The sequence below is a fragment of the Cellulosimicrobium sp. I38E genome (genome assembly GCF_001647255.1).
GTDB classification, from domain to species: Bacteria; Actinomycetota; Actinomycetes; order Actinomycetales; family Cellulomonadaceae; genus Cellulosimicrobium; species Cellulosimicrobium cellulans_E.
In genome coordinates, this window is sequence record NZ_LUAZ01000070.1 from 1 (window position 1) to 11,817 (window position 11,817).

An 11,817-nucleotide genomic window follows, 5' to 3' on the forward strand; every position below is an offset into this window, starting at 1 on the left:
CCCCGCCGGCGCCCGCCGCCCCGGAGCCCTCGCCCTCGGCCGCGATCGTCGCCGCGGCGAACGCGCCCATGGCGCCGGCACGCACCGCCGGCCGCGGCCCCGACCTCGCGACGGCCTCGCGCATCGTGCGGGACGCGCTCATCGCCGGCAACGTCGCGACCGTCCAGGCGGCGCTCGGGGACATCGTCCCGGGCGACGACGCCGCCGCCGCGATCGCGCCCGAGCGCCCGCAGTGGGCCGGCGAACTGTGGCAGGCCTCGAACGTGCGCCGCCCGATCATCGACGCGTTCGGCGCCCCGCGTCCGCTCACCGGGCTGAAGATCGAGGGCTTCACCCGCAAGTACGAGAACCTGATCGGCGAGTACGCCGGCGACAAGGCCGCGATCCACGGCGCCGGCACGTTCACCACGGTCCCCGCGACCGCGGACGCGCAGCGCTGGGCCGGCGGCAACGACATCGATCGCGCGTTCATCGACCTCGGGTCCGCGCAGTTCCTCCAGGACTGGTTCGTCGCGGCCACGGACGAGTACAAGCAGAAGTCCGAGGCCTACGCCGCCGCGATCGCGCTGGCCGCGGCGACCGTCGTCACGCCCGCGCCGGCGACCGTGACGTCCGCGCTCGCGCAGCTCGGCGTCCGCGCCGCCACTCTCGGCTCGAACCTGTCGTTCATCACGTTCGCCGCGGACGTGTGGGCCGAGTTCGTGGAACTGCCCTCGGACGCAGTCCCGTGGTGGCTGAAGGCCCAGGGCGCGATCAACCTCGGCACCGTCTCCGGCAACGCCGGTGGCCTGTCGTTCGACGTCGAGCCCTCGCTCCCCGCCGGCGCGATCCTCGCCGGCGACTCGCGCGCCGCCACGTGGTACGAGGTGAACCCCCCGGTCCGCGTCCAGGCCCTCAACATCCCCAACGGCGGTGTCGACGTCGGCGTGTTCGGCTACGGCGGCATGATCGTGAACGACGCCCGCGCCCTGTTCCGCGCGAACGTCACGCCGGCGCCGGAGGCCTGATCCCGTGATCGAGCCCCAGGCCGTCGCCGACTGGCTGAAACTCGCCGCGCCCGACGCCGTCGTGAAGACGTGCACCGCGGCCGTGGTCGCGTTCGTGGAGGACCTGCCCACGGCGCCGCGCGAGGCGGACGGCGAGACCTGGACGGCCCAGACCGACCTCGCGGCCACGATGCTGGCCGCGAGGTTGGTCCGCCGGCGCAACAGCCCGTCCGGCGTCGAGGCCCTGACCGAGGTCGGCGCGTCCTACGTGTCGCGGTACGACCCCGACGTGGCCCGGATGCTGCGCATCGACTCGTTCGTCCCGCCACAGGTCGGGTGACGCCGTGAAGCTCGGAGCCGCGTGCCAGCAGGTAGCGCAGATGATCACCGACGCCGGCGTGCCGGCCGTGACCGACGAGCGCGACCTCAACCTGCCCGGCGCGCTCGTCGGCCCGGTCGACGTCTCGTTCGAGGTCCTGGACGAGACGTCCTACGTCGCGACCTGGGACGTCTGGCTCATCACGATCGACAACGGCGCCGGCCCCGCGCTGGACGACCTCGGCGACATGCTCGCCAAGGTCCGCGCCGTCGTCCAGGTGGACGACGCCCGCGCGCAAGCCGTCGTCCTCGCCAACCACGGCGCCGACCCGCTGCCGGCACTCACGTTCACCCTCACCACGCAGATCACGGAGGACTAGGCCATGGCCATCCAGACCATCACCGTCGGCGCCGGGACGCTCACCCTCGGCGAGGCCGGCACCCTGAAGCAGTTCGCCTCGCAGGTCACGTCCTGCCGGCTCGTGCCCGAGGTCGACACCGGCGACCCGGTCAACGTCCTGTCCGGCGAGCAGGCCCCCGGCGACCGCTCGGAGTCCTGGACGCTCCAGGGCACCCTGCTCCAGGACTTCGGCAACATCGACTCCACCACGGAGTGGTGCTTCAACAACCGCGGGATCGAGTTCCCGTTCGAGTACGTGCCGAACACCGCCAAGGGCCGGTCCATCACCGGGACCGTCACCGTCGAGGCCATCGAGATCGGCGGCGACGTCAAGACCAAGCCGACGTCCGACTTCGAGTGGACCCTCATCGGCGAGCCCACGATCGGCGACGTCGAGCCGTGAGCCAGCCCGCCGTCGAGGTCATCGGCGCCAAGAAGCTGCGCTCCACGCTGCGCAAGGCCGGCGCCGACATGAAGGACCTCACGGCGGTCCACCGCGAGGTCGGGGGGATCGTCGCCGGCGCGGCCCGCCCGACGACCCCCCGACGCTCCGGGCGCCTCGCGTCGACCGTGCGCGTCGGCGCGACGCAGACGGCTGCGATCACCCGCGCCGGCTACGCCCGAGTCCCGTACGCCCAGCCCATCCATTGGGGCTGGCCCCGCCGCGGCATCCGAGCCCAGCCGTGGCTCACCCTCGCCGCACAGTCCACCGAACCCACGTGGTTCGCCCGCTACGAGGCCGGCATCGAGTCCATCCTCGCCAAGATCCAAGGAGCCTGACCATGGCCCGCCTGACCGCCCCCGCCGTGCGCGTCCTCATCGAGCAGGACGGCACGGACGAGTTTCTCGAGTACGACGTCCAGACCGACAACCGCGACGCCGTCGCGTGGGACATGACGCGCGGCAAGAAGTCCTGGCCGCAGATGCAGGACGCCCCGATGCTCTGGGCCACGTTCGTCGCGTGGTCCGCGCTGCGCCGCTCGTCCGTCATCGCCCTGTCCGTGGACGACTTCCTGTCCAAGTGCGTCCAGGCGCAGGTCATCACGCCGGACGGCGACGCGGTCGACGCCGAGAACGCGGACCAGGTGGCCGTGGACCCTACCCCGCCGGGTCACGAGTCCGCCTGATCTGCGCCCTCGCGATCCGCACCGGCCAGCCCGTGTCCGAACTTCTCGCAGCGGACACCGAGGTCCTGGCCACCCTGCTCGACATCTGCGAAGAGCAGGACGAAGCCCAACGAAGGAGGTGAGCCCCGGTGGCCAACAAGACCGCCGTGCTGTCCGTCCGCGTCGTCACCGACGCCAAGCAGGGCACGCAGGGCATGGACGACATGGCCACCGGGGTCCAGAAGTTCGAGCAGAAGCTCGACCGGCTCGCCGTCCCCGCCGGCGTCGCGCTCGCCGCCGTCGGCGCGCTCGCCAAGGGCGCGATCGACTCCGCGTCCGCGCTCCAGCAGTCCACCGGCGGCGTGGAGTCCGTGTTCGCCGAGCACGCCGCCCAGGTCAAGGGCTACGCCGCGGACGCCGCCACGAACGTCGGCCTGGCCACGTCGCAGTACCAGGACCTGGCCACCGTCATCGGGTCGCAGCTGAAGAACATGGGCGTCCCCATGGAGGCCGTGGCCGGACAGACGAACGACCTCGTCACCCTCGGCGCAGACCTCGCCGCGACGTTCGGCGGGACGACCGCGGACGCCGTGTCCGCGCTGTCCAGCCTGCTCCGCGGCGAGCGCGACCCGATCGAGCGCTACGGCGTCTCGATGAACGAGGCAGCCGTCCAGGCGCAGATGGCCGAGATGGGGCTGACCGGCCTGTCCGGCGAGGCCGAGAAGAACGCGAAACTCCAGGCGACCCTCGCCCTGCTCACCAAGCAGACCGCGGACGCCCAGGGACAGTTCGCCCGCGAGGCGGACACCGCCGCCGGCGCCCAGCAGATCGCCGCGGCCGAGGCCGAGAACGCGCGCGCCAAGATCGGCGAGGGACTGCTCCCCGTCTACACCCAACTCCAGACGATCCTCGGCCAGGTCGCCGGCTTCCTCGGCGAGAACGCGACCGCCGTCACGGCGGTGGCCACCGCCGTCGCCGCGCTCGCCGCCGGCGTGCTCGTCGTCAACGGTGCCCTGAAGGCCTACGCCGCCGTCCAGGCCATCGTGCGCGGCGCCACCGCCCTGTGGACCGCCGCACAGTGGGCGCTCAACGCCGCGATGAACGCCAACCCCATCGGCCTGATCATCGCCGCGATCGCCGCCGTGGTCGCCATCGTCATCTACCTCTGGAACAACTGCGAGTGGTTCCGGGACGCCGTCCTCGCGATCTGGGAGGCCATCCGGTCCGCGGCCGAGGCCGCGTGGAACTGGATCAAGGACGCCGTCACCACCGTGATCGACGTCGTGTCCGCGCACATCGAACTGTTCAAGGCCGCGACGCTGCTCATCTGGAACACGATCAAGAACGCCGCCGTCGCCGTCTGGAACTGGATCAAGGACGCCGTCGTGAAGGTCGTCATCGAGATCAACAAGCGCATCGAGCTCTTCAAGGCCGCGACGCTGCTCATCTGGAACACGATCAAGAACGCCGCGGCCACCGCGTGGAACTGGATCAAGACCACCATCGCCAACATCGTCGCCGGCATCCAGGTCACCGTGACCACCTGGGGGAACCGGATCAACAACGTCTGGAACACGATCAAGACCGCCGCGGCCACCGTGTGGGACTCGATCAAGAACGCCGGCCAGAACGCGCTCAACATCATCCTCACCCCGATCAACGCGGTGAAGAACGCATTCCAGGCCGTGTGGAACATGATTCAGAACGTCATCAATTCCATCCGGAACATCAAGTTCCCGCAGCCGCCGGCCTGGATGCGCAACATCGGCAACGGCATCAGCGGCATCTTCTCGCGGGCCGCGATGCCGGCCGACGAGCCCGTGCTCATGCGCGCGTTCGCGGCCGAGCCCGAGCCGGCGCAGCTCGTCGCACCGGCGGTGTTCGCGCCGGCGTCCGGCGGCGGCTTCGGCGCGCTCGGGACCGGCGGGGGAGCCGTCTACAACATCACCGTCAACGGCGCCCTGGACCCGCTCGCCGTCGGCCGGCAGATCGAGTCCATCGTGGGCCGCACCATGCGGCGCACCGGCCGGCGCACCCTCGGCCAGGCGGTGTTCGGATGATCTTCAGCCCGCGCACCCTCACGATCGGCACGACGACCTACAACCTGGACGTCGCCGGCCGCGACACCCTGCCCACGGCCTACACGCCAGCGACCGTCCAGTGGTCCGCCCCGACCGGCCTGGACAACCCCGACCCGTCCACGTTCAGCATCGACGTCACGGTCCCGCCCGGCCACGCGCGCCCGCAGATCAACGACCCCGTCACGCTGTTCGTGGACGTCTGGCCGGCGTCCGGCGACGTCGTGTTCTACGGCGCCGTGGACACCCTGCGCCGCACCGTGCGCGAGTTCCGCAACGCCGACGGCTCGACGTTCGAGGTCGAGGTCCTGCGCGTGACCGCGATCGACTGGCTCGGCGTCCTCGCCCGCCGGCGCCTCGGCGACGAGCCGTGGCCCCTGGAGTCCTGGGCGGCGCGCGCGCTGCGCATCGCCGAACTGACCGCGGACCTCCCGTGGGCGAGCCTGCCGACCGACCCGACTGCCCAGCCGCAGGTCGCGCCCCGCGACATCGACGCGACGTCCGCGCTCGACATCCTGCGCGACACGATCGCCGGCGCCGGCAAGATCGTCACGTCCTCGCGCGCCGGCCTGACGATCGAGGACCGTCCCACCTGGTACCCCAACCTCATCGCCATCCACCCCAACCTCATCCCGAACCCCTCGTTCGAGGTGAACACCGCCGGGTGGTCCACCGGCGGCGACGCCGCGGCGACCAGGACTACGTCCTTCCCGCAGATGTGGGAAGCGCTCGGGGGCCGGGATGGTGCCTCCATCCTCCAGGTCACCGCCGGCGGCACCACCACGTACATGGAGGCCATCTCCTCGTCCGTCCCCGTCGAGCCCGGGACGTGGGTCGCCGCGACCGCGCTCGTCGCGTCCGATTCCTACGCGAACCTGCCCGCGAGCCCCGACCGCGGCGTGACGCTGGAGATCGTTTGGGACACGTTCGACTACACCGCCACGGCCCCCGTGAACCCCGCGTTCTACCCCGGCGCGCGCCTCACCGTCACGGCGCAAGCCCCCGAGGACGCCACGTCGTTCTTCGTGCGCGTCGTCGGCTACAGCGGCTCGTCCAGCGTGGTCCTGCCGGCCGGCCGCCGGCTGTGGCTGGACGCCGTGGTCGCGGCCACGGCCGGCACCGAGGCCGTGGCCCTGGAGCGCCTGGCCAAGACCGGCGTCAACAGCTCGTCCGAGGTCGTGCGCGGCGGCGGCGCGCCGTTCAACGTGGACGCCCGGTTCGTCTACGACCAGGACCGCGTGCTCGACTTCGACCTCATCGTCAACCGGGCCAGCGTCGGCTACAAGGTCCCGCCCGACGACCCCGAGGGCGACTGGTCCGACTCGTCCGTCGTGTTCCGTGACGAGGCGTCGATCCTCGCCTACGGCGAGACCGAGTGGACGATCCGGTCCGACGCCGTCGACCCCGCCCCGATGGCCGACGTCGCCCGATGGGCCGTCACCACCGCGTCCCAGCCCCGGTGGCGCCTGGACGGCGCGCTCGAGTTCGACCTCAACCAGGACCGGCTCATCGGCAACGCCCCGGACTTCGTGTACGTCACGAGCACCGACTACCGCCACGGCATGGTCGCCTACATCGCCAACGCCCCCGAGCCCGACCTCTCCGCCGTCCGGATCATCGGCGGCACCCTCACGATCGGCAGCGACGGCGCCGAGTCGCTCGTCCTCACCCCCGAGAACTTCGACTTCGCCGCGCCCCGCGGCCTCATCTTCGGCGACGCCGCCGCGTGGAACTGGCTGTTCCACGAGTCCGAACCCCTCACCTTCAGCGACGCCCAGACCGCGCTCTACCTCATCCGGGAGACCTCATGAGCCCCCTTCCCGACCCCCTCGTCGCGGGCGACCCGATCGCGGCCGTCCCGCAGTGGACCCTGGACCTGCGCCTCGCCCTCATCGGTCCCGGCGGGCTCATGGAGGACACCGGGTGGCGACCCATCACCGTGCGCTCGGGGTACACGACGCCGATCACGCCCGAGGTCCGCCGCATCGGAAAGGTCCTCTACTTCCGCGGCTCGATCAGCGGCCCGTTCGCCGTGAACACCTCCGCCGCCGTCGCAGACCTCCCCGCAGGGTTCATCGGCCCGGACTCGTCCCGAACCGTCGTCACGACCGGCGCCTACGTCGGGTACGCGAACCTCTCGCCCTCCGGCGCTCTCGCGTTCATGTTCCGGTCCCCGTACACCGGGACCTCCGCGACCGTCATGCTCGCCGGCCTGTCCGGCATCACCGTCGACTGAAAGGACGCCCCACCATGGCCACGATCCTCCCGCGCTCCGCGTGGACCTCTACCCCCGAGGGCTGGAACCGCTCGCCGCTGTACGTCCAGCCCGAGGGCATCGCCGCCCACCACCCCGGCGACGGCGACGTGAAGTACGCGAACCTCACCAAGGACCAGGTGGCCGCGAAACTGCGCGGCTACCGGACCCACCACGTCCGCAGCAAGGGCTGGGCCGACATCGGGTACAACTACGGCATCGACCAGGCCGGCCGCATCTGGTCCCTCGCCGGGAAGCGGCAGGCCGCGCACGCCGCCTCGCCGGCGAACCCCGGTGCCAACCGCACCCTCTACGGCGTGCTGTTCATCGTCGGGAACAACGAGCCCCTGACGGACAAGGCCATCGCCGCGTTCCGCGACCTGCGCGCGACGCTTGGCGCGCGCCTGCCCGTCTACGGCCACCAGCAGGTGCCCGGCGCGTCCACCGCCTGCCCCGGCCGCGTCATGGACGCCGTGAAGTCCGGCGCGCTCGCCGAGGCGCCCGGCGGCGGGAAGCCGGCCCCCGCGCCCGGCCCGGAGAAGCTGCGCGTGGACGGGTACTGGGGCGCCGCGACCACGCGCCGGCTCCAGCAGGTCCTCGGGACGAAGGTGGACGGCGTGATCAGCGGCCAGGTTAAGGGCTCGTGGAACGCCGCCCTGGAGTCCGTCCAGTGGGGGAGCGGCGGGTCCGACGTCGTCCGCGCACTCCAGCGTCGGCTCGGCGTCAACGCGGACGGCAACCTCGGCCCGCAGACGATCCGCGCGCTCCAGCGCCACTACCGCTCGACCGCGGACGGCTTCCTCTCGCGGCCGTCCACCGTCGTCCAGGCCCTCCAGCAGGCACTCAACAAGGGAACGATCTGATGGACACCGAGACCCCCGCCATCCCGCCCAAGGTCCGCACGTGGGCCTACGTCGTCGCGATCGCCGCCGGCGCCGCCGTCACGCCGCTCAACGTGGCCGGTCTGGAGGTCGCGGCGTCTGCCGCCGGCGCGATCGCCGCCGCCGGCGCGGGGATCGCGTTCGGCTACCGTCCGACCCGCAGCGATGGCGCCTGAGAACACGACCGAGGTCACGCACGGCGAGGTCGTGCGTGCCCTCGGCGCGCTAGAGACCAAGGTCGACGTCCTCACCGCGGCCGTGAACTCGGCGAGCACGAAGAGCGCCGCGGACTACGTCCGGATCGGTCACCTGGAGGCGCGGATCGTCGCGCTGGAGGACTGGCAGAAGTGGGCTCAGCGGCTCGTCCTCGCCGCGGTGATCGCGGCCGTCGTCGGCCTCGTGATCGTGGACCCCTGGGCGGCGAGGTAGCCGGCTACGCGGCTGCCCGCGGGTGAACCGCGGGCAGCCGCTCCCTAACTCGCGATCGCTTCGACTAGGCGCCGCTTCGAGTCGTCCGGCAACTGGACGTAGACCCGCGTCGTCGCGGGGGAGGCGTGCCCGAGCAGTTCCTGGACCGTGAACACGTCACGGTCCACCGCGTAGGCCCGGGTGGCGAACCGGTGCCTCAACGAGTGCATCGTGTAGCCCTCGGGCAGCAGGCGCGAGACCAGCGTCCCGACCCACCGCGGCGATAGGTGCCCGTGGTCGTCACCCGGGAACGCGTACCCGCGCCCCAGCGTGCGCAGCTCGACGCCGACGCTCACCGGCAACGGGACGACCCGCTCGCGCGAGCCCTTCCCGTGAACGACGAGCGACCACCCGCCCAGGTCCTCGATCAGGTCGCGCGAGTGGATCTGCGCCACCTCGGCGCGTCGGAGTCCGCACTCGGCGGCGAGGCGCAGCATGAGTCGTTCCCGGGTGCTCGCCCTCATCACGGCGAGCCGGTAGGCGTGCTCCGGCGTGGGCCGCGGCCGCGGCTGTGCCGGCGGGATCGACGGCAGGCCCTCGGCGGGGTTGTGGGTCGCGCGGCCGGTGGCGACCGCCCAGCGGTAGAAGCCGCGGAGGCTGGAGCGGACGCCGCGTCGCGTCTCGCGCGCCCAGACCTTCCCGCCCATCCAGGTGAGCAGATCGTCCGTCGTCATGCTCCACGGGTCGCGGTCGCCGGCCCAGACCGCGAGCCACCGTAGGTGCTCGCTCCGGGTGCGGAGCGTCGTCTCGGGTCGGCCGGTCGCGCGCATCGCGACGAGCCACGCATTGATGTGTCCTGTCCACGGCGAGTTGGTACGCATGTCCAGTTCGTACAGGGTCACGCGTCGTCCTGCTCGTCCTCGTCCTCGCGGACCTCGGGGACGACACGGTTTCGGATCGCGTCCAGCCCGGCAACGGACGACGGCGGGTATACCCGCAGGTCATCGCTCATGCCGCCTCACCCCACGGCCCGACCACGATCGCCGCGACCTCGTCACGGGCGGGCCAGTTGGCTCCCAACCAGAAGGTTGGGGGTTCGAATCCCTTCGGGCGCACATCATGACGAACGGCCTCACCCGCACGGGTGGGGCCGTTCGTCGTTCCTGTCGGCTCGGTGCACAGCCGGTGTCGGGCGCGGGGCCGCGGGCAGAGGTCTCCCGGTTTCCGCACGATCGTGCTACGTTCGCCGGGTGACCAAGGGCGACGAGACGCGGCAGGCGATCCTGCACCGTGGCGTGGAGGCCGCGTACCGCGTCGGGCTAACCGGTCTCACCATCGGCGAGCTCGCGTCGGCCACGGGCATGTCGAAGTCCGGCCTGTACGCGCACTTCCGCTCCAAGGAGTCGCTCCAGCTCGCGGTGCTCGGCCAGGCGCGCGCCGAGTTCATCGACACGGTGGTCGCCCCCGCGCTGCGCACCCCGCGCGGCGAGCCGCGGATGCGGGCGCTGTTCGAGGGGTGGCTCGCGTGCGACCTGCGCCAGGACCCCGGCGGGTGCCTGTTCGTCAAGGCGGCGACCGAGCTCTCCGCGCAACAGGGCCCCGTCCGGGACCAGCTCGTGCGTGACCACCGCGACCTGTGCGACGTCGTCGCGCAGGTCTTCCGCACGTGCGTCGCGGAGGGTGGCTTCCGCGCCGACGTCGACCCGGAGCAGTTCGCCTCCGACCTCTACGGCGTCATGCTCGGGGTGAACCACGCGCACGTCTTCATGGCCGACCCGCTCGCCGAGGAGCGTGCCCGGCGTGCGTTCGAGGCCCTGCTCGACGCGGCGCGCACACCGGCGCCGGCCCCCGTCCGCTGACCGCACCCGTCTGCACCACCGACCGAGAGGAACCTCCCGTGGGCGTCTCAGGCTCGCAGAAAAGCACGACCGTTCGTGCCGACCGCCGTCGGGCGGCGCGGCGGCGCAAGGCCGCTCTCCAGCTCGCGCTCGTCCGCGCGCGCCTCGCCGCGCTCCAGGCGGTCTCGCCGCGCCGTGCCGCGCGCCTCGCGCTCGACCTGTGGTGCACCCCGCCCGACGGCGCCGGGCGACGTCGGGACGACCGCACCACCCCCGGCATGCTCACCACGGTGACGACCGACACCGGAGCACGCGTCGTCGTCGAGACGTGGGCCGCGGCCGGAGCCGGTGGCGAGGAGCGGACGGGCCGTGGCGGTGGCCCGACGGCGAGCGGCTCGCCCGCCGAGGTCGGAGTCGTCTACCTGACCCACGGGTGGGGCGGGTGGCGCGGCCAGCTCGGCGCGTTCGTCGAGCCCCTGCGGGCCGCCGGCTACCGCGTCGTCGCCTTCGATGCGCCGAGCCACGGCGACTCGGGTCCCGGCCGTCTCGGTCCGCGGCGCAGCACGATGCCGGAGCTCGCGGACGCCCTCGCCGCGGTGGTGCGCGAGCACGGCGACGCGACGGCGGTCGTCGCGCACTCGCTCGGCACCGCGACGACCGTCCTCGCGGTCCGTGACGGGCTGCCCGTGGAGCGGCTCGTGCTCGTCGCGGCGATCGCGGACGTGCTGGGCGAGCTCGACGGCTTCGCCGACCTGCTCCGGCTCTCGCGCCCGACCCGCGAGCTGCTCCGCGGTCTGCTCTCCGACGTCGCCGGTCGGCCGCTGGCCGAGCTGGACGTGCGCGAGACGCTGCGGACCCACCCGGTCCCGCCCGCGCTCGTCGTGCACGACCGCGCGGACAAGGAGGTCCCGTACCCGGTCGGCGCGGCGCTCGCCGCGGCCTGGCCGGAGGGCGAGCTGCTCACGACCGAAGGGCTCGGGCACCACCGCCTGCTGCGCGACCCCGAGGTCGTGCGCGCCGTCGTGGGCTACGTGACGCCGGTACGCCCCGACGAGCCCGTCGAGCACGACCTCGCGCGCCGCGGGGTCTGAGCGGCTCGTCGTCCCGGTCGCCGGGACGAGCGCGACCCCGCGTCAGACGGGAGGCTGGTAGCCCGTGGCCCGCGTGAGGGCGCGGGCACGGTTCGAGCGCGAGAGCATCACGCAGCCAGGGATGAACGCCCCGAGCAGCACGGGCCCGCCGACGAGCATGACGCCCCAGACGACGATCGCCAGGTAGCCCGCGGCGGAGTTCCGCGACGGGTCGCTGTCGGCGTACGCGAGGAGGACGATGCTGAGGACCGCCGCCGCGACCATGAGCGCGACCGGAACCCAGATCAGAGCCCACGCCGTCGTCCGGTACCGGCGCGTGAACGCTGCCGGCGAGATCGGCGGCAGTGGAGGGTAGCCCGCGTACGCCGATCCTGGCGGCGGGTACCCCGGCTGCGAGTTTCCCTGTCCAGGGTGTCCCGGGTGGGCGTGCGGGGGCGGACCCGGAGCGGGGTGTGGC

The 11,817-nt window shown here is 72.5% G+C and carries 15 protein-coding genes and 1 pseudogene; 14 read left to right on the forward strand and 2 right to left on the reverse strand.

All coding sequences use genetic code 11. The features are described 5' to 3' along the window. From A0J59_RS21880 to A0J59_RS18495, 12 genes are all read left to right on the forward strand, one after another. Positions 1-1,007 (forward strand): hypothetical protein (locus A0J59_RS21880; RefSeq protein WP_220084522.1); only part of this gene is annotated, 1,007 nt, incomplete at its 5' end. Between the two features lie 4 nt (positions 1,008-1,011). Further along, positions 1,012-1,326, forward strand: a complete 315-nt coding sequence (locus A0J59_RS18445) for a hypothetical protein (RefSeq protein ID WP_064317072.1) — start codon at positions 1,012-1,014, stop codon at positions 1,324-1,326. 4 nt (positions 1,327-1,330) lie between these two features. Next, a complete protein-coding gene (locus A0J59_RS18450; RefSeq protein ID WP_156533174.1) occupies positions 1,331-1,684 on the forward strand; it encodes a hypothetical protein in 354 nt (117 codons plus the stop codon). Positions 1,685-1,687: 3 nt separating this feature from the next. Beyond that, positions 1,688-2,107: a hypothetical protein gene (locus tag A0J59_RS18455; protein ID WP_064317074.1), complete on the forward strand. Its 420-nt coding sequence runs from the start codon at positions 1,688-1,690 to the stop codon at positions 2,105-2,107. Continuing rightward, a complete protein-coding gene (locus A0J59_RS18460) occupies positions 2,104-2,484 on the forward strand; it encodes an HK97 gp10 family phage protein (protein WP_064317075.1) in 381 nt (126 codons plus the stop codon). The genes A0J59_RS18455 and A0J59_RS18460 overlap by 4 nt, the downstream gene beginning before the upstream one ends. A gap of 2 nt (positions 2,485-2,486) precedes the next feature. Further along, positions 2,487-2,831 carry a hypothetical protein gene (locus A0J59_RS18465; RefSeq protein ID WP_064317076.1) on the forward strand — a complete coding sequence of 115 codons (345 nt, stop codon included), beginning with the start codon at positions 2,487-2,489 and terminating at the stop codon, positions 2,829-2,831. A 128-nt stretch (positions 2,832-2,959) separates the two neighbouring features. After that, complete coding sequence (locus tag A0J59_RS18470; RefSeq protein ID WP_064317077.1) at positions 2,960-4,870, forward strand: hypothetical protein; 1,911 nt, start codon at positions 2,960-2,962, stop codon at positions 4,868-4,870. After that, positions 4,867-6,699 (forward strand): hypothetical protein, encoded by a 1,833-nt coding sequence (locus tag A0J59_RS18475; protein WP_064317078.1) that lies wholly within the window; start codon positions 4,867-4,869, stop codon positions 6,697-6,699. The genes A0J59_RS18470 and A0J59_RS18475 overlap by 4 nt, the downstream gene beginning before the upstream one ends. Further along, on the forward strand, positions 6,696-7,124 hold the full coding sequence (locus tag A0J59_RS18480; protein ID WP_064317079.1) for a hypothetical protein: 429 nt from the start codon (positions 6,696-6,698) through the stop codon (positions 7,122-7,124). Before A0J59_RS18475 ends, A0J59_RS18480 begins: the two co-directional genes overlap by 4 nt. Positions 7,125-7,138: 14 nt before the next feature. After that, the gene (locus A0J59_RS18485; protein ID WP_064317080.1) at positions 7,139-8,005 is read left to right on the forward strand and encodes an N-acetylmuramoyl-L-alanine amidase; all 867 of its coding nucleotides are present in this window, start codon (positions 7,139-7,141) and stop codon (positions 8,003-8,005) included. Then, a complete protein-coding gene (locus A0J59_RS18490; RefSeq protein ID WP_064317081.1) occupies positions 8,005-8,199 on the forward strand; it encodes a hypothetical protein in 195 nt (64 codons plus the stop codon). The genes A0J59_RS18485 and A0J59_RS18490 overlap by 1 nt, the downstream gene beginning before the upstream one ends. Next, entirely contained in the window at positions 8,189-8,452 is a 264-nt protein-coding gene (locus tag A0J59_RS18495; RefSeq protein WP_064317082.1) for a hypothetical protein, read from the forward strand. Before A0J59_RS18490 ends, A0J59_RS18495 begins: the two co-directional genes overlap by 11 nt. Before the next feature lie 44 nt (positions 8,453-8,496). Here the strand turns inward: A0J59_RS18495 and A0J59_RS18500 are convergent, their stop codons facing one another. Beyond that, positions 8,497-9,333, reverse strand: coding sequence for a tyrosine-type recombinase/integrase (locus A0J59_RS18500; protein ID WP_220084523.1), 837 nt, complete (start codon positions 9,331-9,333; stop codon positions 8,497-8,499). A 348-nt stretch (positions 9,334-9,681) separates the two neighbouring features. Here A0J59_RS18500 and A0J59_RS18505 point away from each other — a divergent pair, with 348 nt between their 5' ends. Together A0J59_RS18505 and A0J59_RS18510 are read left to right on the forward strand one after the other, a co-directional pair. Beyond that, a complete protein-coding gene (locus A0J59_RS18505) occupies positions 9,682-10,290 on the forward strand; it encodes a TetR/AcrR family transcriptional regulator (RefSeq protein ID WP_047231932.1) in 609 nt (202 codons plus the stop codon). Between the two features lie 38 nt (positions 10,291-10,328). After that, positions 10,329-11,360 carry an alpha/beta fold hydrolase gene (locus A0J59_RS18510; RefSeq protein ID WP_082919185.1) on the forward strand — a complete coding sequence of 344 codons (1,032 nt, stop codon included), beginning with the start codon at positions 10,329-10,331 and terminating at the stop codon, positions 11,358-11,360. A 42-nt stretch (positions 11,361-11,402) separates the two neighbouring features. On the opposite strand, the pseudogene A0J59_RS22155 reads toward A0J59_RS18510, so the two are convergent. Continuing rightward, positions 11,403-11,817: pseudogene (locus A0J59_RS22155) on the reverse strand (hypothetical protein); the annotation flags it as partial.